We start from the raw sequence: 21,877 nt of genomic DNA, 5'->3' as shown, positions 1-21,877 counted from the left end.
GTCCACCAGTACTATTCTTTCTATTCTACTCTTTTCCTCACGCGAGGTGACGGCCCTCGCGAGTGACTTAGGGGGTGTGACGATGAGCATCCACAAGCTCACTGCCGGGTCGGGATATGACTACCTGACCCGGCAGGTCGCCGCGCAGGATGTCACGGAGAAAGGCCACTCCGGTCTGGCGACCTACTACACCGAGCGCGGCGAGACCCCCGGGCAGTGGATCGGATCCGGCATGGCTGGCATCGACGGGCTGGACGCCGGCGACGTGGTCACTGCCGAGCAGATGCAGGCCCTGTTCGGATCCGGTCACCACCCTCTTGCCGAGCAGCGCCGAGCAGCGCTCGAGGAGCGGGGGGCCAGCAACCGGGAGATACAAGACGTCACCCGGCTGGGCACCCCGTTCAAGGTGTTTACCGGTGACGTCGATGAGTTCCGGCGTCGGGTCGCCGGCGCGGTCCAGGCCTACAACACGCAGCATGCCCAACCGGTCGATGCGCCCATTCCCGACGAGGAGCGCGCACGGATCCGCACCGAGGTCGGAGGAGAACTGTTCCGGGACGAGTTCGGCCGTGAGCCGCGTGATGCCCGCGAGTTGTCCGGGCAGATCGCCAAATACTCCCGGCCCCGGACCACTGCGGTCGCCGGTTTCGACCTCACCTTCTCCCCGGTCAAGAGCATCTCAGCATTGTGGGCGGTCGCCGACGAACCCACCGCAGCAGCCATCGAGCTCGCCCACCAAGGAGCAGTGCAGGACGCGCTGTCTTTCCTCGAGAACCACGGCCTGTACACCCGGACCGGCACCAACGGTGTCCGTCAGGTCGACACCCGGGGCCTGGTCGCGGCCGCGTTCACCCACCGTGACTCCCGCGCCGGTGACCCGGATCTGCACACTCATGTGGCCGTGGCCAATAAGGTGCAGACAGCCGAGGACGGACGGTGGCTGAGCGTCGACGCCCGGATCCTGTACAAGGCCACCGTCACAGCCTCGGAGACCTACAACACCTCCATCGAGCGGCGGCTCCGCGCGACGATGGGGCTGCGGTTCACCGAGCGTGCCGACCTATCCCCTGGCAAGCGTCCGATCCGTGAGATCGACGGTGTTGACGTCGCACTGAATCAGCGGTGGTCTTCCCGGCGGGTCAGCATCCAGGAGCGCACCGGGGAGCTGGCCGCCGGCTTCCAGGCCGACCACGGGCGGCCACCCACGGCGATCGAGTCGGTGCAACTGGCCCAGCAAGCCACCTTGGAGACCAGGGAAGCCAAGCACGAACCCCGGACCCTGGCGCAGCAGCGAGAGGCCTGGCACGCCGAGGCACTGGACGTCCTGGGGGAGGAAGGCCTGTCCCGCATGCTCACCCACGTCCGCCACCAGGCGCCGGGCCCTGGCCAGGTCGCCGACACCGCCTGGGTCTACCAGACGGCTGACACGGTGCTGGAGGCGATGCAGTCACGTCGCTCGACCTGGCAGGTGTGGCACGTCCGCGCCGAGGCCCAGCGCCAGGTGCGATCGGCCAACATCGTCCCGGAGCAGGCAGAGAAGGCCGTTGACCTGATCGTCTCTGAGGTCCTCCAGGGCCGCTGCGTCGCCCTGACAGCCTCCCGTGACGGCATCACCGAGCCGGACCAATTGCGCCGCGCCGACGGCGCCAGCGTCTACTCCGTCGCCGGTGCGGACCTGTTCACCTCACAGACCGTGCTCGACGCCGAACATCGGATTGTGGCGATGGCCGGTCGCTTTGACGGCTTCACCGCACCCCAGTCCGCGGTCGACGTGACTCTGCTGGAAAGCACCGCCAACGGCATCACCCTGAACGCAGGACAGTCGCTCCTGGTCTCTCAAATGGCCACCAGCCCCGCACGTCTGGCCCTGGCGATCGCCCCGGCTGGGTCAGGCAAAACCACCGCCATGCAAGCCCTCTCCAAGGCGTGGACAGAGGGGGGTGGCACCGTGGTCGGGCTGGCACCATCCGCGGGAGCCGCCGCGGTGCTGCGCGAACAGATCGGCGCCAGCACCGACACCCTGGCCAAACTCACATGGGGCCTGTCCGGCAAGAACGACCTGCCCGACTGGGCCGAAACCATCGGCCCCAAGACCCTCGTGGTGATCGACGAAGCCGGGATGGCCGACACCATTTCCCTGGACGCCGCGATCGGGTTCGTCACTGATCGTGGCGGCAGCGTCCGCCTCGTGGGAGATGACCAGCAGTTGGCTGCGATCGGCGCCGGTGGTGTGCTCCGCGACATCCAAGCCACCCACGGTGCCTCGCACCTGTCCGAGCTGATGCGCTTCACCGATCCCGCGGAGGCAGGTGCGACCCTGGCTCTGCGGGACGGCCGAGGCGAAGCCCTCGGGTTCTACCTGGACAACGGCAGGGTCCACGTCGGAGACCTGGCCATGCTCACCGACGACGTCTTCACCGCCTGGCACGCCGACCGGGCGGCAGGCAAGGACACGATCATGCTGGCCCCGACCCGCGAACTCGCCAGTGAACTGAACCAACGCGCCCGTGCTCACCGGCTGCAGAACACCGAGCAGGTCGATGGGCCGGTCGTTCCCCTCGCTGACGGCAACCGGGCCAGCGTCGGAGACCTGGTCATCACCCGCCAGAACCAACGCTCCCTGCGGCTCACACCCACCGACTTCGTCAAGAACGGCGACCGGTGGACGGTGAAGGAAACCCACCACGGCGGCGCCTTGACCGTCCAACACACCCGCAACGGCAGACACATCACCCTGCCGGCCGCCTACGTACGCGATCACACCGAACTGGGCTACGCCTCCACCATCCACGCCGCCCAGGGCATCAGCACAGACACCGTCCACGGTCTAGCGACCAGCGACCTGACCCGCCAGCAGCTGTACACCATGTTGAGCCGCGGTGGGCAGGGCAACCACCTGTACCTGCCGACTACCTCCGATGGTGACCCGCACAACGTGATCCGGGCCGAGGCGGTGCACCCACCGACCGCAACAGATCTGCTTGAGGACATCCTGGCCCGGGACGGCTCCTCGGTCTCCGCCAGCACCATGCTGCGCCGCCAGGACGACCCGTCCGAACGGCTACCGGATGCCACCGAACGGTACGTCGACGCCCTCTACTACGCCGCCGAGGACACCGCCCCAGCCGGGATGGTGAAGGCCCTCGAAGACAACGCCGAACAGGTTGTCCCCGGCCTCACCGACGAGGCCGCCTGGCCGGCACTACGCGCCCACCTGTTGCTGCACAGCGCCCACGGCGTCGACCCGCTGGCCGCCCTCAAAGCAGCAGCTGGCAACCGGGAACTCGACACTGCCGCTGACCGTGCGGCCGTCCTGGACTGGCGTCTGGATGACACCGGCCACCGTGGGGCCGGGACCGGTCCCCTCCCCTGGGCGCCGGCGATCCCCAACGCACTCAGCCAGCATCACACCTGGGGTCCGTACCTGAATGCCCGTGCCCACCAGGTCAGCGACCTGGCCGAGCAGGTCCACGGCGCAGCCGCCGACTCCACGAGAACACCGGTGTGGGCCCGCCACGGCCGCCCGTCCGACCGTCTCGTCGGCGATATCGCCGTGTGGCGTGCCGCCACCAGGGTGCCAGCCCAGGACCTCCGCCCCACCGGCCGGCCGCAGCTGCAGAAGGCCGCGTCCCGGTGGCAGGGCAAGCTGAGCATCCGTCTGGGTGAGCAGGTCAGCCCCGAACTCACCGCCTGGGTCCAAGCCATCACCGCGCACGTGCCGTTGGCCCACAAGGACTCATTCACTGCGCTGCTGGCCGAGCACCTGCAAATGATCGACCAGGCAGGGCTGCCCGCGGACGCGATGCTGGACCGAGCCGCTGCTGAAGGACCGCTGCCCGATGACCACCCCGTCTCAGCGCTGTGGTGGCGGATCAGCGAGCACGTCACCGGGGTCGACCTGGGCGACGCGACCGAGGGGCGCCACCCGCTGCATCCAGCCTGGGCCGACCGGCTAGGAGACCTGTTGGGGCAGGACCTGGCCCAACAGGTGCACGGCAGCCACTGGTGGCCACAGCTCATCACCGCGGTCGAGCGCGGGATGCGCGAGCGGTACTCCCTGGAAGACCTGGTGAACATCCCGTCCGACTACGACTACGCCACCAGCGGCAGCGATGACCTGTGCCAGGTCCTGGTTTGGCGGGCCGCCACCCTGCTTCACCCCGAACCGGGCGACGACCCCCCACCGCCAGACCCCGAGGACGACGCTGAGCCGTCGGAGGATCTCTGGCAGAGCCCGACTGACCAGGAACCGGTTCCGTTTCACCAGCAGCCACCGGACCCCGAGTACGACGCCGCTACCCCCGAAGGCAGCGACCTGCTCGAGGAGAACGCTGTGGCATCCCTCGGACTCGCTGCCCTCGTCCGGCAGACCATGGGTCCCGTGCTCGAACCGGACGCAGCAATCGAACGGCAGGTCGTCCGGGCCACGGCCTGGGATGAGTCTCCCGTCTCGCGGGAGCGGATGGTGCAGATCAACCAGTGGTCACTGGAGTTCTATGAGTCCCAGCTCCCCGGCTCCTGGGGCCAGCAGCATCTTGTTGACCGGCTGGGGCAGGACATCACCGGCGACGCCCGGTTCCGCCCCGGGCAGGCACCCGCTGGGTGGACCCACCTGGTCGACCACCTGCGCGGCCGCGGAATCAGCGATGAAGAAATGGTCACCACCGGGGTGGCCACCACCGCCCGCAACGGCAACGTCATCGACCGGTTCCGCGACCGAGTCGTATTCCCCATCGTGCACGAAGGTGACGTGCTCGCCTTCGTGGGCCGGCGCCACCCCGACGCCACCGATGCAGACAAGTCTGGCCCCAAATACCTCAACACCCCGGCTACACCCTTGTTCGACAAGTCCGCCCAACTGTACGGACCCGCCGTCGCCGACGAGTGGGCGATCCCAGTCCTCGTTGAGGGTCCAATCGACGCCATCGCAGTCACCCTGGCCAGCAACGGCACGCACGTCGGCTACGCACCCTTGGGCACCTCCCTCACCGAGGACCAAGCCATCCAGATCGCCCGCGGGCAGATGAACCCCATCGTCGCTACCGATGCCGACCAGGCAGGCGCCGCCGCGGCCGAACGTGCCTACTGGTTGCTCACTCCCCACGGGCTCGACCCCACCCAGGCCCCGCTACCGCAAGGCGCTGACCCGGCCAGCATCCTCACCGAGCACGGGCCCGCCCGGCTGCACGATGTACTGCTCCAGGCGCGCCCACTGGGTCAAACGTTGCTCGATGAGCGGCTAACCAACCTGCCTGCCCACCAAGCGCAACGACATGCGGCCCAGGTTCTGGCCGCCCGGCCAGGCACCGCGTGGGCCACGGGCATCCAGCAGGTCAGCAACCGGCTGCGCCGCTCCACAGAACAGGTCACCCGCTCGGTGGCGGCTGTGGTCCAGGTCTGGAACACCGACCCGCTTAAGGCAGCCAGCAAGCCACTCCAAGAGGTCAACACGGTCCGGCAGAGGCTGTCTGCCGCCGATCCTCAGGAGCAGACCACCCGGTGGGCGGGCCTCGCCGCCGACCTCGATCCACGGTTGCCGCACGCACCAGACTGGCCCGCGTTGGCGGCCGTCATGCAATCAGCGCAAGAGCAAGGGCACGACGTGGCCAAGGCCGCCCGCGCACTCGTGTCCCGCGACCCCCTTGGGCCGGAGCCCGCCCTCGAAATGCGCCACCGGCTGCAAACACACCTACCACTGGGTCAGCCTGCGCAACCGCTGCTGCGCACCTCGCCCGCTGGCCGGTCGGCGCGAGAACAGCGCCGGTCCGTTCCTAGTCAGACCCGCAGGCGGTCCCCAAGCAGGGGCCGGTGACTCCCTCGGCGGTCTCCACAGGGGCTCGAAAGCAACGACTAGAGCCAAAGGGTTGCGCCGACCAAGCGGCCAACGATGCAGACGACCAGCACCGAGTCAGGCCCCCTGCAGGGGCCGCTCCCCCGTGAACTTTCGGCACGCGCTCCGGTCGTCCCTCCCTGCGCCTATTTCGCGCCGAAACTGCACTCCTCCAGTCCCTACGGGTTGACACGGCGCCGCCCGCCCTGGCGGGGCTCCGCTATTGGTTCGGACGCCACCACCTGCTCTCACAGGTTGTCACACCAATAGACCTGGGAGCACACCATGAACAACAGCATCCTGAGGACCGACCGAGACCAACTCACGGTCGAAGACGTCGCGCACTACCTGCGCGTCGACGCGCACACCGTCACCAGATGGCTCGATAACGCAGACCTCCCCGGCTACCGGCTACCCACCCGCTGGCTCATCATGAGCGACGACTAGAGACGTTCCTTGCTGCCAGGAGTAACTCGAAGGGGCCCCTCAAGGGTGAACGACCAGCCCTGGGGGAATGCGTCGCCCACCCGGTCAGCGGTTGCCCTTAGAGCGGTTGTGCGGAACGCAGAGCATCTCGCAGTTCTGCAGGGTGGACTCCCCACCCTTAGACCATGCGGCCACGTGGTCGGCCTCCATCTCGTTCGACTTGTAGATCCGGTCCTTGTTGGCGTTTAAGCCGTGCGCGCACAGCGGGCAGTTCGAGGTGCCGTCGGCATTGGCCTTTGTGGTCTGCGCTGCGTAGGCCTTCTTCTTGGTCGGGGCGTCGAACAGGCGGACGTTGAGCATCCGTGTGTCCTGCTTGCCGTCGAGGAGGTACTCGTAGATGCCCTTGCGGTCGCCGACAGCGGGGTCATCGAGCAGGTCCTGGAGGTCTGCGTCGATCGTGGCAGTGTTGTAGGACTTGTGGTGGTACTTCTCGTAGAGTCGGCCCCAGTCGATCCCGCGCATGGTCTTGTCCGGCGAGGCGGTGAACACGCTGTCGATCCAGTCGATGACGGTCGTGAAGTAGACCTTCAGCTCGTTGATGGTGGTGTCGGTGCGGTGGGCAGCCATGTAGCCGTCGATCGTCTGACCCTTGGATGATGCGACCCAGTCGAGGGCCTCTTCGAGGACCTCCTGCCGCTTGGGGTCACCCTTGACGAAGTGGGACCACTTCTGCTGGAGGGCGTTCTGCGAGTTCGAGAACTCGGCCTTGGCCGCAGTGACAAAGGGCCCGGAGTAGAGGGCGTTGTTAATCTCCTGCTTGTTGAGCGGCACCCCGGCGATGTTGATGGTCTCGAACCAGTCCCTGATCTCGACCTCGGTGCCGCTGCACACATAGACCAGCAGCTCGCTGTTCTCGATGCGCTCACGGTCCTCCTTGGGCAGCGAAGAGAAGGTCTGCTCCTTGCCGTCGCGGATGATGGCGAACTTGCCGGTCACGAATCGCCCGACGCTGGTGATGCGCTGCTGGCCATCGAGGACCTCCAGGTGCGGGCCGGAGGGGTCCTTGGTGTCGACGAAGTAGATGAGCCCGAGCGGGTAGCCCTTAAGCAGAGAGTCGATGACGGCGACGTCCTTCTTGCCGTCGCCGTAGATGTAGTTGCGCTGGTACTCCGGCTGGATCGTGAGCGTGCCACCGAGCCCGTAGAGGCCCTTGCCTTCGAGTTCGTTGTAGACGAAGCCCTCAGTGACCTGGGCCACCGTGTATTGCTTGAGATCGGTCTTCATGAAGACGGGGTATCCCTTCTCCGGATCAGGACTCGCATATAGGGGACAACAGGTCGCCCAGCGTTGCTGTAGTAGCAGAGGTCAGGGTGACCCTCGCTGATCTGTCCGGTCTGCCCAGACGCGTAGTACGCATCGACGAACTCCTTCGACATGCCCTGCGTCTTCGCATAACGACTGAGGTCGACGATCTCGAACTGGTCGGGATTGAACTTGTCCAGGAACGTGATCGGAACACCCATCACGCCGTCGAAGTCGCTGGGAATCGCATCGGTGTACGGGACCTCGATCGCATCGAAGTTGTCGTACCTCTGGTACCCGTCACCGCCGTCGAGACCCTTGATGAGCTTCTTGTTGAACCTGAGGTTGTCAGCCATGGTCATCAACTGCAGCGGTTCATGTCGGCGGCCGTGCTCGATGTTGGTGAACCAGCATGAATTGCCGAGTCTCGTGAAGTCGTACTCGGCCGTCGACGGGTAGCCCATGCGTTCGGCCTTCGCGCGATCGGCGTCCTTGAGTGGGAAGCCCTTCGGAACCCCGAAGACCATGTCGGTGGTGTTGGCTGTCGCGCCCTTCCACACCCGGTTCTCCTTGATCAGCGGGAAAATCTGGCTGTACGTGATGGCATTGCTGTTGCCGATCACAGAGAACCGCACGTCGCCAGCGCCAAGCCATGCCATGAAGGTGCGGAAGAGGCTGAACGGCGGGTTCGTGATAACCATGTCGGCCTCATCGCGCATGGCGGTGACCTCGGCGGAGCGGAAGTCGCCGTCACCGTCGAGGTATTCCCACTTCAGGTCGTCGATGTCCACGCGCCCGTCACCGGAGACATCCTCGGGGGTGAGGGTGAAGACGCGACCGCGTTCAAGCGACTTGCCCTCGTCGTACGCCGGGTCGTCGGTCTCGAACAGGGTCGGGGTGTAAAAGGCCGCTCCGGCGTTGCTGTTGGGCGCGTAGGAGGTCGAGATCAGCTTCTTCAGGCCGAAGTCGGCGAAGTGCAGGGCGAGGAACTTGGTGAAGTTGGACCACTCAGGGTCGTCGCATGGCAGGAGGATCGTCTTGCCACGGAAGACGTTTGCGTCATACTCCAGGTAGGCGTTCATCTCGCGCTCGATGTCGGCCCACTGGGTGTAGAACTCGTCCTGCTTGGCCTTCTTGGCAGCTCCCAGGTCCTTGTTCGCCATGCTCCCTCGCATCTCCTCGTGTGCCGAACGCATGGCAAGACTAGCCGTGAGCGCCCCGGCGGAGTCACCCGGCTCTCACTTGCGCCCGCCGTGGAGCCCGAAGTGTTCGCGTCCGGTGTTGTGCACCCGGCGGTAGTCAACCGGACCCGAACCTGCAGTTTTTGTCAATGTCCGAAGTCGGCTGCACGATTGTCCGAAGTCCTCTGCACAGCGATGAGCGCTCGGTGCAGGGTCGATCTGTCGACGCCGAGCCGGCGTGCCATTTGGGCCTTGGGCACCCCGGTTGCGATCAGCTCGCGCGCCTCGGTCAGTTGCGCGGCCGTCAGCTTGCGGGCTCTGCCGGTGTAGACGCCGCGGGCCTTCGCGACGCGGATGCCCTCGGCTTGCCGTTCCTTGGCGATGGCGCGTTCGAACTGGGCGGAGGAGGCCATGATGTTGAGCTGGAACTCGGCGAAGGCGTCGGTGGCGCCGGGGCGGAAGGCGACCCGCTCGGTGATGAACTCGACGACCACGCCCTTGGCGACCAGCTCTCCCACGGTCTGGTTCAGGTCCACGACTGAGCGTGCGAGCCGGTCCATCGAGGAGACGACCACGGTGTCCCCTTGCGGGCGTAGGCGATCATTTCGGCCAGCGAGGTACGGCCGTCGCGCCGGGAGCCGGACTGCTTCTCCTCGAACAACCGGTGCACCGCGTCGAGCGTGGCGATCTGCCGAGCGAGGTTCTGGTCGGTGCTCGACACCCGCGCGTATCCGATCCGCTGCCCACTGTGTTGCGCCATGTCTAGGCCCTTGCACGCATGTGTTGCAAAAGCCGGGAAGTAGACTTGGCGCACCAGGGAAAACGTCTCATCGCTGACTGTTGCGTTGGGGTGTACCCCAACGCCTCAGGTGTTGTCGGCAGTTCGGGAACCACGCCGAATGATCACAGTCCTGTGCCCGTCGCCCTCAGATCCTTCGTTCCGAGGAATGTGAGAAGCGGCGACCATCAGCGCCCCCTGGATCCAGGGCGCGGGATGGGAGCCACAATGAGCGCGACGTCGCCGTCAATTGGTGGTGCGCCGGGCGGAGGAAGCACTTCCACCTGCAAGCCACCGACACTCTGGGTCTGGCCGACGACCACGCTGGGCGAGGTACTGCCGTTTGGAGTAACGATCCACGGGGTGTACATCTCTGGAATCAGGCTGCCGTAGACCTGGACCGATAACCCTTCAATGGCCGGTCGGTACTGCACACGCAGCCCAGCGGAATCGCCGCGGATGACGCCTTCGACGAGCATGACGTCTGGCCCTACGGTCGGCTCCTGCGATGCGGTATAGCGGCCTGCGAGGACTGCGGCATCGTTTATCAACACATTGGGTTCACGCAGGAGGCGCTGGAACTCGTTCTGGAAGAAGTACCGTCCCGATCCGATGGTCCACGTCGAAGTGCGATTCGAGTAGCGGACCTTCTCGGTTGACAACTCGCGCAACGATGCGTTGCCATGCGTGATCTGCAGGTCCCACATAAACGGAATGCTGAGTTGTCGGCGCCGGTGGAAGCCGGAGATCCCAAGTTGCACGAACCAACCGGGGATCCGTGCGGTGCGGGACGTGAGGTGTTCCGTGATGCGCTTCCTGATCTTTCCAAGCGACATGTATCGAGGGTCAGGGTTCGGTGGGCGACCGACGAATGATGCCTTGTCCCACACGTCAGTCCCAAGGATGGCCTCGACGATCGCAACATCGATGGGTGTTTCTCCGATGTAGGCGTGGCCCGTGGACCCAATCGTGAAGAGTGCATCATCCGCCAGCACCGCGACGACTTTGTTCGCTAAGTCGTCCATTCGCCGCTTGGATCGACTGTCAGTGAGCCACCGGTCACTGGCATGCAAGAACTGACTGTCGGGACTCAGCGCGAAAAGATGGACCGTCATACTCAAACGCTAGTCCTACCTACGACTTCTGAGGACTTGACTTTGGCTCGGAGTCGCACTTCCCGATACCACTCGCAGCAAGGCACGGCCCGCAGGTGACTCGGCCCAAAACACCGGTTGTTTCGGCAAACCCAGGGTAACTGAATACTAGTTTTTTCGAACAGTTCACAACCTTCACCTGGGTCAACAACACCGATCGGGTGGTCTTCGGTACGCTGCGCACCTTAGGGCCGGCCACGCCAACCACGGTGAGAAGTACACCAGCATCCCTGCTGACCTGGGTTAGCGGTCGGTGACCTCCCCGGTGGTCAGGTCGACCACTCCCAGGCGTGGGCGGGAGGACGGTTCGCTGCGTATCTCTGTGGTTGCCGTTACGTCAGCTTCGTAGAGGCGAGTTCGCTCGACGGTGCTGGCTTCGTTGGCGTGTCGGTTGTAGCGGCCTCTGGAGGGCCAGGGTTGATGGCCTTCTTCGCAGTGGGACTTCAGGCGGGTCCGCATCCGGTCGGTGAACGCCGGCAGGCAGTACCGGTGCCACTCCTCCAGTGCGTCGCTGTCCACGTGTAGGCCTGCCCGGCGCCGCTGATCGGCGATGACACCGATCTCGTGCACAAGGTGCGGGTGTCGTGGCCAGCACGCGGGGATGCTGGTGGCGACGTCCCAGACGAACTCGTGGTTCAGCCAGTTCACGACTTGTTCCAGCCACTGCCAGACCTCCCTGCGCAGGTGCGGCATCGTGCACGTGGTCACGTCCCAGGGCCTGGGTAGCCGGGATGGGTCGCCGAGCGCCTTTTGCTGTTCCTTCGTTCCTTCCAGGCCCCCGGCGATGTTCAGGTCCTGGTAGGCCACCAGCATCGCTGGCCCGATCTGCGGGAACGGAGCCACCAGGGGTTGAGCCAGGTGGGTGGTTTGGGTGCTCACCGGTAGGACTTTTCTTCGTGACGGGCCAGACCGAGGCGCCTGGCTTCGACGAGTGCGGCTGTTTGGCGCGCCTGCGGGCTGATGGTGTGGTGGCGTCGGGTCTCCAGGTGCATACGCATCTGTTGCTGCTCCGTGAGCAACACCTTGCCGGTCTTGCCGTCGATGCAGCGGTGCACCTTGGCGATCACCGGTCCCGCGTTCTCTGGGACGACGAGGGCTTGCCGTTCGGGTAGGCGCCGCACCTCGGCGGCGCTCACGATGGGGATGTCCTCTCCGGAGGTGGTGCGACCGCCCCGCTTGCCGGTCTGCCAGCTGTTCCTGGCTACCCGCACGGGTCCGAGGAGGTCGGATATTTCCTGGTTGAACTGGACGTCTTTGGATCCGCCGAAGAGGACGGTGACGTTGGTCAGCCCGAACACTGCCCGGGCTTCCTGTTCGCCGAAGATCGAGTTCAGTTGGGCTCGGGTCTGCGCGGCCCAGATGAATGAGATGCCCAGCGCGCGTTCGTTGGCCATACGGGTCCGTAGCGTGGGCAATGGTGCCGTCGATGGCAGTTCATCCAGGCAGGCCAGCATGGGTGGGCATAGTTTGCCCCACCGGGAGGCGTTGCCCAGTTTCAGTGCGGTGTCGAGGACTTGTTCGGCGACCGCTGTCATCAGCGGTGACGCGGAAGCGTAGGGGTCTTCCCGGCCGAGCAGGTAGATGGTCCCGTTCTGGGCGATGACGTCTTCCAGGTTGGTCGCCGGGCGGCCGGGGCCGGGGACGCACCGGCCGCGGATGTCTGCCTGGAAGAACAGGGCCATGGATTGCTGCATGGTGGTGATCGTGTTGCCGGCGGTCCTGTCATCTCCGCGCAGGGCGCCCTCGAGCAAGCCGTACCAGAACGGTGCGCTATGTGGGTGCTCACGCAGGATCTCTCCGGGGTCGCTTGCTGCTAGCGGATTGGCTACCCAGGTGAGCACCTGTTCTAGGTGCTGGCCGGTGAGGGCCGCGGCGTGGAAATAGGCTTGGATCACCTTGGATGCTTCAGCTGCGTAGAACCGGGCGGCGTCGTCTCCGGTCCCGCCGTGCACTGCCCCTTTCACGGTGCCTGCGGTGAAGGCTTTGGCTCGGCGTTCGGCCACCATCGGGTCGACGCATCCGGCGATCGGGTCCCACACCAACTCCGGTACCCCAGGGGCCAGACCGAAGGGGTCGAGCACTGCAATGGGACGTTCGTCGGCCGAACGTGCCGTCAACGTCAACAGGAGGTCTTCAACCTTTGTGAGAGTGACGAGGGCGGCACCGGGTGCCTGCAGCAGCGCTGGAGTCAGGAGATCCAGGGTCTTACCGGAGCCCTGCGGGCCGATCACCCCGGTGGTGCGGTCCCATGGCACCCACAGGCTCCCCCCGCGAGGCTGGTAGGAAGTCCCTAGCTGCCACCCGACGTCTGTCGGTTCGAATCGGTTGTGTCGCCTCATTCCCGTTCCTTTCCATACAGGTCGGGACGCACCACGGCTTTGATCCTGCGGAGGCGGCCCACCCCCAGGGTCTGCTGGGTCTCAGGCTTGGTCGCCACCCCGTGGACTCGTCCAGGCCCCCACCTCCCCAGTCCGTACCAGGTCGCCACGCCCAGCAGCACCACGATGACCAGTTCGGTGACGATGACCCAGACGCGCACCCACCCGGCCCCGGGTCCGCCTGCCGTTGTCTCAGCGAGACCAGCGTGTGCATCGCCTCCGAGCACTGCCGGCAGGGTGGTGATCAGGTCCAGTTGTCCCGGCCAGGCCCACCCGTGGCCGGAGAGCAGCCATGCCAGCCCGCGTCCCACGTGCACCCCCAGGATCAGCAGGAGGGCGGCGGCGATGATCGCGCCCACGGGGATTTCCCAGGTCCACGGGTAGGGGTCAGCGCGGCGGTCCCGTTGCAGTGGTCTGTTGGTGGACATCAGGTCACGCCCTCAGGGTCGTCGGCGATATTGCCCACTCGCCAGATCTCGAAGATGTTCTTGTCGATCCCGGCGGTGTAGTCGCCGTGACTGACCCGGGGGATCTTCGCCTCGATGGTCGACATGTTTGCCGGGTCCCAGACGATCATCACGTGACCGATCTCGTTCGGTCCCCGGTAGGAGTCCCAGAACACCAGGTCTCCGGGCCGTTCCTTGCCCAGCGGCACCCGGAAGCCGTTACCCGAGGCCAGCCAGTCACGTTGTGCCCTCGCGGTGCGTGGCATCGTGATCCCAATCTCGGCGAAGGCCATCCGGGAAAAACTGGAGCAGTCCCAGGCGTTGGGTCCCTCGGCTCCCAGGACGTACGGGTCACCAAGTTCCAGTTGGGCTCGGGCAAACATCCTCTCGATGCGCTCGTTCGTCAGCGGTGGCAGTTCGGGGTTTCCGGGGTTGACCGGGTCATCACAGATGATCGGGTCACCGATGACGATCCCGCCGCCGTACTCGTGCGCATAGAAGAGGACGTCGTTGACGTACCAGTCGGCCTGGTTGTAGGCATATAGGGCTTCGCGCACCCCGTCAGGGCCGTTCTGCACACCCGAGATCGTCAGGTAGTTCGCGGCAGAGAAGATCGAGTCCGCGTCGTTGCGGATGTCCGCGATCCCATCGCCGTCTCCGTCGACCCCGAATGCTGCGAACGTCTCCGGCATGAACTGCATCAGCCCCAGTGCCCCGACCGGCGATTCGGCCGTGTTGCGGCCATGGGCAGTCTCGGTCATCCCGATCCCCGCCAGCAGCGTGCCCGGGATCCCGTAGTCCTCCCCCGCCTGCTCGTACAGTACTTCGATGTCGGCTGGCACGCTCAGTGCCGGGTTGGTCAGCGAGTCCTTGCGTGGCTCGCCGGGCTCGGGGAGCTCGAACCCGACGCCTCCCTCTAGGACCTTGTCGCCGACGTCCAGGGCGATCCACTGGTCCGCGGCAGCACCGTTCAGCGGTGTTCCCCGTTCCCGCATGAACTGCACCGGGTCTGTCAGGACGTCCTCGACGAGCACTTGGAAGTGGAGCAGGGTCCCCGCGGTGGTGCCGGTGCCGCCCTCGGTACCCAGCGGCTGCCCGATGCTCACCTTGGAACCGTCGGTGAGGCCCTCCTTGATCTGGCCAAGGTGCACGTAGCGGGTGGTGATGCCGTGTGCGTGGTCAATCTCGATTGCCTTCGCGCCGCTGTCCTGCGTCGCGGTGGAGGTGACCACTCCGCGCGCGGCCGCGACGACCTCGCCGGGCTGTTGCGCCGAGAGAAGGTCCACTCCCTCCAGGGGCGGTCCGCCAGTCTGGCGGCTCTGCCCGAACTCGGTCGCGATCGTGTACTCCTGCTCAAACGGGGCACGCCAGTGCTGCGACAGGGGGTTGCCCTCACACGGTTTGGCCCTGATGACCTCACCGGCCGCCGGGGTACCGACCGCCATCAACCCGACGGCGGTGAGCACGGGGGCTCCGACCAACACGGCCATCACGGCTAGCACGATCAGCCCTACGGTCTTCACGTTCCCCTCACCCGGCCTTTTCGAGTGCCTGGTTGGTGTTCGTCAGGGCAACCTCCAACGGGTGGCGCACCATCTGGACCTTGAACGCTTGTTCTCCGACCATCCAGACCGCCCGGCCCGGTCCGCGCCTGGCCCACCCGGTCACCAGGTCGCGCACGATCGGCCCCAGCTCCAGGATCTGTTCCAGCTCGTTGGCGATCTTCGGGTCCTGCCCGTGCAGGATCTTGATGTCAGCCAGGTTGATGAGGTCCTTGGCGATGTTCCATGCCTGCGACCCGGCGTCGCCGGCCGAGAGCGGGTCCGATGGTTTGTGCATCACAGCCCACTGCAACTCGCCATCGGTGCGGGACAGCCTCAGGTCCGCGTCGAACGACTTCACCGCCGCAGGTCCCAGCCGCATCTGCATCCACGACTCATCGCGCACCACGATCCGCAGGTCGCCGGGGATGGCCAGCTCTCGCATCCCACGTCCCCAGGAGTTCACGCACAGCAGGGCGACCCCGACAGCTTCCTCTCCCAACTGCCTCAACCTGGACAGGCTCAGGCTCTGGATCGGCGCGGCCCAGTCGACGTCGATCGTGGTGTGGTTATCGAAGAGCCCCGCCAGAGCGCCCCGCACCAGCCCACTCAACGAGTCCCGCAACAGCCGGGTGTCGTTGAAGAAGTGCGCCTCCGACTCATACCGGCAGGCTTCAATCAGCGCCTTGGGCGGGTTATCGATCAGGTCCCACAACTGCGGGATCGTCGTCTCGGTGAGGGTGCTCTGCGCTGAGGCGTACCCGGTCAGTTCGCGCAGCGCCGCCTCCACGACCCGCTCCTCGGTCGGCCCGAACGGCACCCGCCGGTCACCCACCTGCTGGCTGCCGACCAACCCCCCGACCAGGGTCAGCCAGCGAGAGAACACGATCTGGGACCGCCGCTCGATCTCCTGCCGGTCCAGTCGTTCCCACCCTTGCCGCAAGGGCCCGAAATCCAGAGGGTTGATCCGCGCCGGCAGTCCGATGCCGACCTCGAATGGTTCTTGGCCCAGTGCCCGGCACACATCGACGTACTCGTCCTTGATGTCCCCCAGGATCAGCAACCGGTACCCGTACTCCATCATCCGCAGTGCCGAGCACTTCACCGTGGTCGACTTCTGGGTACCCGGCTTGCCCATTTGGATCACGTTCGGGTTGGTGACCTGCACCGACTCATCCAGCACCCACCCGTGCGGGTCGAAGTTGAACGCACCACCGGAGAGCTGGTTGATACCCACCTGCGCACCCGTGGGTGGTAGTCCCGGTGGGGCGATGAACGGCCAGAGCACCGGCGCCTGGTCGGTCGTCATCCGCCAGGGGGACACCGGCGCAACCGCCGGCGCCCAACCCGCACCGTTTCGCCGCGCCCCGCGCCGCTGCGCGTACCGGAACACCCGTGGCGCCGTGGCTGGCTTCTCGACCCGGGCCACCCGGGGCAGTTCGTGCCCGAAGTCACTCAGTAGCCGCCCCATGTCCCGACCGGAGCCTCCTCGCCGCACCATCACCGCTCACCCCTGCGGCTCAAGCACGACCCCAACGGAATCGTCGACGCCGCGAACGCGGCACCATGGGCGATGTCCAGCCGCATCGGAGCGAACCCGGCTCGACGCACCGAGGCATCCAGTCGCCGCCCCGCCTCGGGCGCCGACAGCGTCTTGGGCACGGTGACCGTTGCCACCGCATACGGCACGATCATCGCGTTTCCCCGAGCCAACTTGGCGTCCATCTGCTCTGCCTTGGCCTCCGCGTTACGCTGCCGTGCCCTGGTGTGGATCCCCGCCCGCGCGCGCAAGCCGGCCCCGATGCCGGAGGCGAACTCGGAGTTCTGGGTCTGCCGGTCGGCCTTGCGCTGGTCCACCAGCGGGTAGGCCACCACCAAGGACCGCCGCTCCCCCACCTCCGAGGGGGTCAGCACCGGCGCGAGGGCACCGATCACCGCTCCTCGCTCGGGCAGTCGCACGGTGACCGACACCGAGTTCCACGCGTCGTGGCTGTAGTGCCGCATCCCCTGATCACTGCCGGAGGGACCGGCCATCGCCCACGGGATGTCGGCCTCGACGTCAGGGTTGGTCTCCCGCTCGGCCACGGCCGCGATGACGCTGGCCCGGTCTCCCGGCGCGAAGCCCGTGCGACAGGCCAACGCCAGTTCTGGCGAGGTCAGCCAGTTCACCGTTCCCATGTCCAGGCCGCCGCTCAGGTGTGACTCCACCTCGGCCATCAGCTCGTACAGCACGCGGGCGCGGCCAATGACCCCTCCACCGTGCTCCCGTGCTTCACGTCCGAGCCGGGACTCCGGGACGCAGATCGTGAAGAACTCCTCGGTTCGCACCGACGCCCTGGTCAACCACTCCCCCATCTCGGCATTGATCTGCCGGGACAACGCCGGCGCGCTCGGGCTGGCGTGCGTGCGCACATACTCGGCCCGCTCGGCGCCGTCGTCTGGCACTGTGCGCACCATAATCAGGACCTCATCGATCAGTTCGGTCCGCGCGCACGCATCGAGCAGCTCGGTCAGCGCCAAGCCCTGATCGTGCCGTTCTCGACCGTCCATCATCCCCACGCCCGGGTGCACCACCGCCGCGGTCACCGACCAGGTCCGTGTGCCGTGGTCCTGGATCACCGCGACTCGGTCCTGGGTCGGGGCATGCGGTGGCCCGTCGTGAATCTCGACGCCCTGCAGGACCCCCGGCAGATCGACCCGCCCCAGGTCTTCCACGGCTCCCTTGCTGGCCTTGCTGCGGAACCGCGTCCACCCGCGTAGGCCCCCGACCGCGAACGCTGTGCTCGCGGTCAGCCACCCGGTAGCGGACCGGCCTTTCACCGGGACCACCACCAGCAGGAACACAGCCGCCCAGACCAGGGCGAAGATCCCGACCGCGCTCCATGCCTCCCGGCTCACGCTCCAAAAGACCGGCAGGCTGCCCAGGGCCAGCGCGCTGAACTGCCACCCGGAGAGCCCGAAGAACCACCCGACGCGATCACGCTGGTAATCGTCATACACCGTCATGCCTTAACCTCCATCACTTGCCGCCACCGGCGGGCGGCCCGCCGGGACCACCACGTCCAGGACCGCCGGCACCGCCGCCCTTGCCGCCACCACCAGCCGCCCCGGCACCCGGTCCGTTGCTTCCACCACCGGGAACCGGTGGGCTGGGCACCTGCCGCGGCGAGGTCGGCAACGTCCCTGGATCCACACCTGTCTCACTCGAGCCGTCCTGCCGCCGGGCGTCGGCCTCCCCCTGATCTGGCTGCCGCCGGGGGTGGTTCCGTCGCCTCTGCTCACCACTACCGATGTCCGGGTAGTAGGAACCGTGACCCATGCCCGCCTGGTTGGTCACGTCGGCGCCGATCGAGGCGCCCTTGACTCCCACTGACTTCATGCCGCCATACAGGGCCGCCAGTCCACCAACCACCCCGCCGACCACTCCGCCCGCGACACCCGCAGCTCCCGCCGCGCGGCCACCTGCCGCAGCACCACCACCGGCAGAGGCACCACTTCCAGCTCCGCTGCCACCGGCCCCGCCGGTCGACTGGCCGCTACCGGCCTGGCTGAACCGGCCGGTGGTGGCGCTCTCGGCGCCGCTCTCCCCCTGCGCTTGGCCCAGCTGGTTGCTTTGGCTCGCCTGCCCCGAGGAGGATTCCGCCCCTTGACGGCGGAAGAGGTTCTTGACCCCGCCCTGCTGCTGCACTCCGGCCCGCACAGCGGCGCCGGAGGAGGTGCTGGGGTCAATGAACGCCAGCAGTTTGAACAGTGCCAGCGGTGAGAAGCAGGCGATCAGGATGAGGATGACCCCGATCAGCGCCATTCCCACCTCTGTGGGTAGGCCGGTCTCGCTCGGCGTGGCCTCGTTCACTACGCCAGCGGTCAGCTGGACCCCGATTCCGATCACGAGAACGATCAGGACCGGGGTGAGCGCCCCGGCGTGGAACCAGCGGGCGCTCTTCCAGAACCAGGTCCTGCCGATGTCGGAGACCAGTCCCCCTGCTGCGATCGGTGCCGTGGCTGCGAGGACGACCAGCGCTCCGCTTCGGGCCAGCATGATGATCAAGAATCCGAGGCCGCTGATCCACAGGACCAGGCCCATGAATCCGAGGACTGTCGCCAACGTCCCGTCCGTGATGTCCTCGGTACTGAAGCCACCCCACGGGTTCCATGCCGACCACATGTCGACACCGAGCAGAGCCTTCATCAGGCCCTTGGTGAGGCCGCTGGCCGCGAGCACCACCGCGGCGCACCAGGTGATGACTGCGACCCACACCATCATGAACTGGCCGACCCCAACCAGTGCTTGCCCGAGCAGTCGGCCGTCCCGGCGGAACGCGGCCAGCCCCAGCTGTGTCATCAGCATGAGGAGCACGAGCGCACCTGCCATCCAGAAGGTGGTCTGGTAGATCAGCCCCGCCGGGCCGTCCATGCTCAGGTCGGGGGTCAGGAAGCCGTCGACCCACCCCATCACCGTCCGCAGCAGCCACAGCCCGGCGTTCCACAGGCCCAACATGGCAGCGGTCCACCCGTCTGCGACGACCTTTCCTGCGGCGTCCCCCAGGTACTTGAACGGGTTGATGTAGTCCCACCACGAAGTGCGGATCATCGATCCCACGCCTCCACCCATGTCTGCCAGCCGGCGTTGACCGCCGCCGCGCTACCTGGCCACGTCGAAGGTGCCTGCACGGGAGGCTCGCCCGGCGCGATCATCCACCGGCCCTGAGTGGCCTCCCACTGCATCCGTTCACAGTGGCCGTACCCGATCTGGGCGTCCTGTTTCACCGTGGCCCGCACCTCGAGCAGGACACAGACCACCACCCATTCAGAACCGTCTACACCCTTGATCTGTGCTGCCGCTGGTTTTGCCACCACCGTCGTTGTCGCCGGCTTGGCCGCGCTGTTGCTCGTCGCCCCGAGGAAAGCCACCACGTTTTCGGTCATCACCCACTGACCGGCGCCGACACCCCCGGGAAGAGCCCACGCGTCATAGACCTCGCCTGCTTGCCTGACGTCCATGGCGTGCAGCACCGCCACATCGATCGCCGCCAGCTGTCCAACCGCGCCCTCGGGGGTGGCCGGGAATCCTGTCGGGATGTCTGCCGGCCCGGTTTCCGTTGCCGCGGGCACCTCGATCGTGTCGGCCACGACAGTGGCGGGTTCGGTGGGCCGGATGTCTGAGGGGTGGGCTGTGGCCATCGGCGCGGAAGCCACCTTGTCGCGATGGTCTTCGCCGCGCACCGTGCCCAGGTCACCTGCGGGGGTCGTCGGCACTGGTGCTTGTGCAGGTGCTTCGCTCGCGCTCTGGTCAGCCTCTGATGGCTGCACGGCGTAGTAGACCGCCAACCCGATGCCCAGCACCACCACGAGACCACCGGCCACGAGCACACCCAGGAGTATGAGGAGTTTTCCCCGGTTCCAGGGGTCGACTTCCTGACGCTCCCGCCGATGGACTGGAGACCACCTCATCGCACAGACCCCAACTACTCAGATGCTCAGTGACGTCGAGAGCTGTTCGATGAGCAGCGGCGCGGACACAACGCACCCGTCACCCATCATGGCGTCGAGGATGGAGGGGGCCACGAAGTAGGCGATGACCGCGATGAACACCAGCACCACGCTGAGCACCCCTGCCGTCGAGGCGTGCCGCATCCCGAAGAACCGACCTCCGACAAACGCCGCGATCCCCAGGATGATCCCGACAATGAAACAGATCCCGACCCCCCACAGCACATACCCGAGGATGGTGTCGACATGTGCCTGGGCTCCTGGTGGAGCTACCGGGCACACTCTGGCGGGCAGAACCATCGCCTCGTTCACCACGGTGCTCGCGGTTCCTCCGAACGTGATCATGCTGTGTCTCCTTCGTGTGTTGCTCTTTCGCCAACTGAGATGTGAGTCAGTGCCTGTGCGGTTCGCAGCACCCCGCTCGGTAGCTGTTTCTCCGGGTTCAGCCCGGTCGCTGCCAGGTGCCGGTCCACTGGCACCGTGACCAGGCCCCCTGCTTTCAGCAGAGAACTGACCTTCGGCCCGACGCTGTGCGTCACCGCCTGGGGCCACTTCTTCACGCGCGGCCCGAGGACTGCCCCCTGGACCGTGCCGCCGGGGATCATGTGCAGCACGGTCTCCAGGCGTCGTATCCCGGGCACCGTGGCCCTGGCCACCAGCACCACGGGAACTCCGGAGAGGACCAGGTGACTCATCCACCCTTGGGTGCTGAGTACGGTCGCCGCGGGCCATCCCGGGTCGACGACAGTCAGCGGGACCTGGCGGTCTGGTTCGGCCGGCAGGGGGGTCTGTCCCGGGTGGATGAGCGCCTCGGCCACCCGCTCGATGACCACCTGCTCACGGGTGCCCCGCCGCCACGACCCGGCTATCCCAAGTTCCGCGGTACACGCTTCGGCCAGCCCGGAGGTTGCCGCCGAGCACCCCTCTATGACCCGCGCTGTCCCTTCGGTGGCCATGGCCACAGCCACCGCCAGGGTACTGGCACCGCAGGACCCCTCACATCCCAGGACCACCATCGCCTGCTCTCCGGGACCGGCTTCCCAAGCTTGCCCCTCCGAGACGTCGGCCACGTGGCCAGTCGTGGGTCGGGCAACCCTCCCGGGTCCGCTCCTGCGGAACTGGCCCTCGCAAACTGCGTGCCACGCCAGCTTCAATTCATCGACCGAGACCACCGGGCGGGTTGCGGTGCCCGTCATGCCAGGTCACCCCGCAGCTGCTGGCGGCGGGACTCTAAGCCTGGATCCACCGATCGGGTGAGCCGGTGAAGCGGCGTGGGAAAGCGAGAAATGCCCTTCTGACCTGGGAAGATACGACTTGTCTAGAGCACGTATCACCCAAACCGGAAGGGCAT

At 66.4% G+C, this 21,877-nt stretch carries 15 protein-coding genes and 1 pseudogene; 2 read left to right on the top strand and 14 right to left on the bottom strand.

Features of this window, described 5'->3' with window-relative positions; all coding sequences use genetic code 11:
• Window positions 1-82 precede the first annotated feature (82 nt).
• Both mobF and DPQ65_RS14185 read left to right on the top strand, forming a co-directional pair.
• A complete protein-coding gene (gene mobF, locus DPQ65_RS14190; RefSeq protein ID WP_114908014.1) occupies window positions 83-5,812 on the top strand; it encodes a MobF family relaxase in 5,730 nt (1,909 codons plus the stop codon).
• A gap of 303 nt (window positions 5,813-6,115) precedes the next feature.
• On the top strand, window positions 6,116-6,277 hold the full coding sequence (locus DPQ65_RS14185; protein WP_114908013.1) for a helix-turn-helix domain-containing protein: 162 nt from the start codon (window positions 6,116-6,118) through the stop codon (window positions 6,275-6,277).
• An 84-nt stretch (window positions 6,278-6,361) separates the two neighbouring features.
• Here DPQ65_RS14185 and DPQ65_RS14180 read toward each other — a convergent pair whose 3' ends face one another.
• From DPQ65_RS14180 to DPQ65_RS14115, 14 genes and pseudogenes are all read right to left on the bottom strand, one after another.
• Complete coding sequence (locus DPQ65_RS14180) at window positions 6,362-7,540, bottom strand: HNH endonuclease family protein (protein WP_114908012.1); 1,179 nt, start codon at window positions 7,538-7,540, stop codon at window positions 6,362-6,364.
• Window positions 7,537-8,721: an adenine-specific methyltransferase EcoRI family protein gene (locus tag DPQ65_RS14175; protein ID WP_114908011.1), complete on the bottom strand. Its 1,185-nt coding sequence runs from the start codon at window positions 8,719-8,721 to the stop codon at window positions 7,537-7,539. Before DPQ65_RS14175 ends, DPQ65_RS14180 begins: the two co-directional genes overlap by 4 nt.
• A gap of 164 nt (window positions 8,722-8,885) precedes the next feature.
• Window positions 8,886-9,499 (bottom strand): annotated as a pseudogene (locus tag DPQ65_RS14170) (recombinase family protein).
• A 206-nt stretch (window positions 9,500-9,705) separates the two neighbouring features.
• Window positions 9,706-10,632 carry a hypothetical protein gene (locus DPQ65_RS14165; RefSeq protein WP_162802260.1) on the bottom strand — a complete coding sequence of 309 codons (927 nt, stop codon included), beginning with the start codon at window positions 10,630-10,632 and terminating at the stop codon, window positions 9,706-9,708.
• A gap of 282 nt (window positions 10,633-10,914) precedes the next feature.
• Entirely contained in the window at window positions 10,915-11,550 is a 636-nt protein-coding gene (locus DPQ65_RS14160; protein WP_202863148.1) for a hypothetical protein, read from the bottom strand.
• Window positions 11,547-12,902 (bottom strand): type IV secretory system conjugative DNA transfer family protein, encoded by a 1,356-nt coding sequence (locus tag DPQ65_RS14155; protein WP_238146874.1) that lies wholly within the window; start codon window positions 12,900-12,902, stop codon window positions 11,547-11,549. Before DPQ65_RS14155 ends, DPQ65_RS14160 begins: the two co-directional genes overlap by 4 nt.
• A 104-nt stretch (window positions 12,903-13,006) precedes the next feature.
• On the bottom strand, window positions 13,007-13,477 hold the full coding sequence (locus DPQ65_RS14150; RefSeq protein ID WP_114908008.1) for a hypothetical protein: 471 nt from the start codon (window positions 13,475-13,477) through the stop codon (window positions 13,007-13,009).
• Window positions 13,477-15,018: a lytic murein transglycosylase gene (locus tag DPQ65_RS14145; protein WP_114908007.1), complete on the bottom strand. Its 1,542-nt coding sequence runs from the start codon at window positions 15,016-15,018 to the stop codon at window positions 13,477-13,479. The genes DPQ65_RS14150 and DPQ65_RS14145 overlap by 1 nt, the downstream gene beginning before the upstream one ends.
• A gap of 7 nt (window positions 15,019-15,025) precedes the next feature.
• Window positions 15,026-16,507 (bottom strand): ATP-binding protein, encoded by a 1,482-nt coding sequence (locus DPQ65_RS14140; RefSeq protein ID WP_238146873.1) that lies wholly within the window; start codon window positions 16,505-16,507, stop codon window positions 15,026-15,028.
• Between the two features lie 29 nt (window positions 16,508-16,536).
• Window positions 16,537-18,042 (bottom strand): SCO6880 family protein, encoded by a 1,506-nt coding sequence (locus DPQ65_RS16365; protein ID WP_114908005.1) that lies wholly within the window; start codon window positions 18,040-18,042, stop codon window positions 16,537-16,539.
• A gap of 13 nt (window positions 18,043-18,055) precedes the next feature.
• A complete protein-coding gene (locus tag DPQ65_RS14130; RefSeq protein WP_114908004.1) occupies window positions 18,056-19,627 on the bottom strand; it encodes a DUF2339 domain-containing protein in 1,572 nt (523 codons plus the stop codon).
• Window positions 19,624-20,406: a hypothetical protein gene (locus DPQ65_RS14125; protein WP_114908003.1), complete on the bottom strand. Its 783-nt coding sequence runs from the start codon at window positions 20,404-20,406 to the stop codon at window positions 19,624-19,626. Before DPQ65_RS14125 ends, DPQ65_RS14130 begins: the two co-directional genes overlap by 4 nt.
• 99 nt (window positions 20,407-20,505) lie before the next feature.
• Window positions 20,506-20,871, bottom strand: a complete 366-nt coding sequence (locus DPQ65_RS14120; protein ID WP_238146872.1) for a hypothetical protein — start codon at window positions 20,869-20,871, stop codon at window positions 20,506-20,508.
• A complete protein-coding gene (locus DPQ65_RS14115) occupies window positions 20,868-21,494 on the bottom strand; it encodes a hypothetical protein (RefSeq protein ID WP_162802259.1) in 627 nt (208 codons plus the stop codon). The genes DPQ65_RS14120 and DPQ65_RS14115 overlap by 4 nt, the downstream gene beginning before the upstream one ends.
• Window positions 21,495-21,877 lie beyond the last annotated feature (383 nt).

The sequence above is a fragment of the Ornithinimicrobium murale genome, assembly GCF_003352835.1.
Taxonomy (GTDB): domain Bacteria; phylum Actinomycetota; class Actinomycetes; order Actinomycetales; family Dermatophilaceae; genus Ornithinicoccus; species Ornithinicoccus muralis.
Note: the sequence above shows the minus strand (reverse complement) of the source record. Positions and strands in the feature narration are given on the sequence as shown.

Excerpts from the sequence above, each read along its gene's own strand:
- DPQ65_RS14175 (WP_114908011.1), bottom strand. The coding sequence starts at position 8,721 with ATGGCGAACAAGGACCTGGGAGCTGCCAAGAAGGCCAAGCAGGACGAG.
- DPQ65_RS14185 (WP_114908013.1), top strand. The coding sequence starts at position 6,116 with ATGAACAACAGCATCCTGAGGACCGACCGAGACCAACTCACGGTCGAA.
- DPQ65_RS16365 (WP_114908005.1), bottom strand. The coding sequence starts at position 18,042 with ATGACGGTGTATGACGATTACCAGCGTGATCGCGTCGGGTGGTTCTTC.
- DPQ65_RS14165 (WP_162802260.1), bottom strand. The coding sequence starts at position 10,632 with ATGACGGTCCATCTTTTCGCGCTGAGTCCCGACAGTCAGTTCTTGCAT.
- DPQ65_RS14130 (WP_114908004.1), bottom strand. The coding sequence starts at position 19,627 with ATGATCCGCACTTCGTGGTGGGACTACATCAACCCGTTCAAGTACCTG.
- mobF (WP_114908014.1), top strand. The coding sequence starts at position 83 with ATGAGCATCCACAAGCTCACTGCCGGGTCGGGATATGACTACCTGACC.
- DPQ65_RS14180 (WP_114908012.1), bottom strand. The coding sequence starts at position 7,540 with ATGAAGACCGATCTCAAGCAATACACGGTGGCCCAGGTCACTGAGGGC.
- DPQ65_RS14140 (WP_238146873.1), bottom strand. The coding sequence starts at position 16,507 with ATGGGGCGGCTACTGAGTGACTTCGGGCACGAACTGCCCCGGGTGGCC.
- DPQ65_RS14120 (WP_238146872.1), bottom strand. The coding sequence starts at position 20,871 with ATGATCACGTTCGGAGGAACCGCGAGCACCGTGGTGAACGAGGCGATG.
- DPQ65_RS14150 (WP_114908008.1), bottom strand. The coding sequence starts at position 13,477 with ATGTCCACCAACAGACCACTGCAACGGGACCGCCGCGCTGACCCCTAC.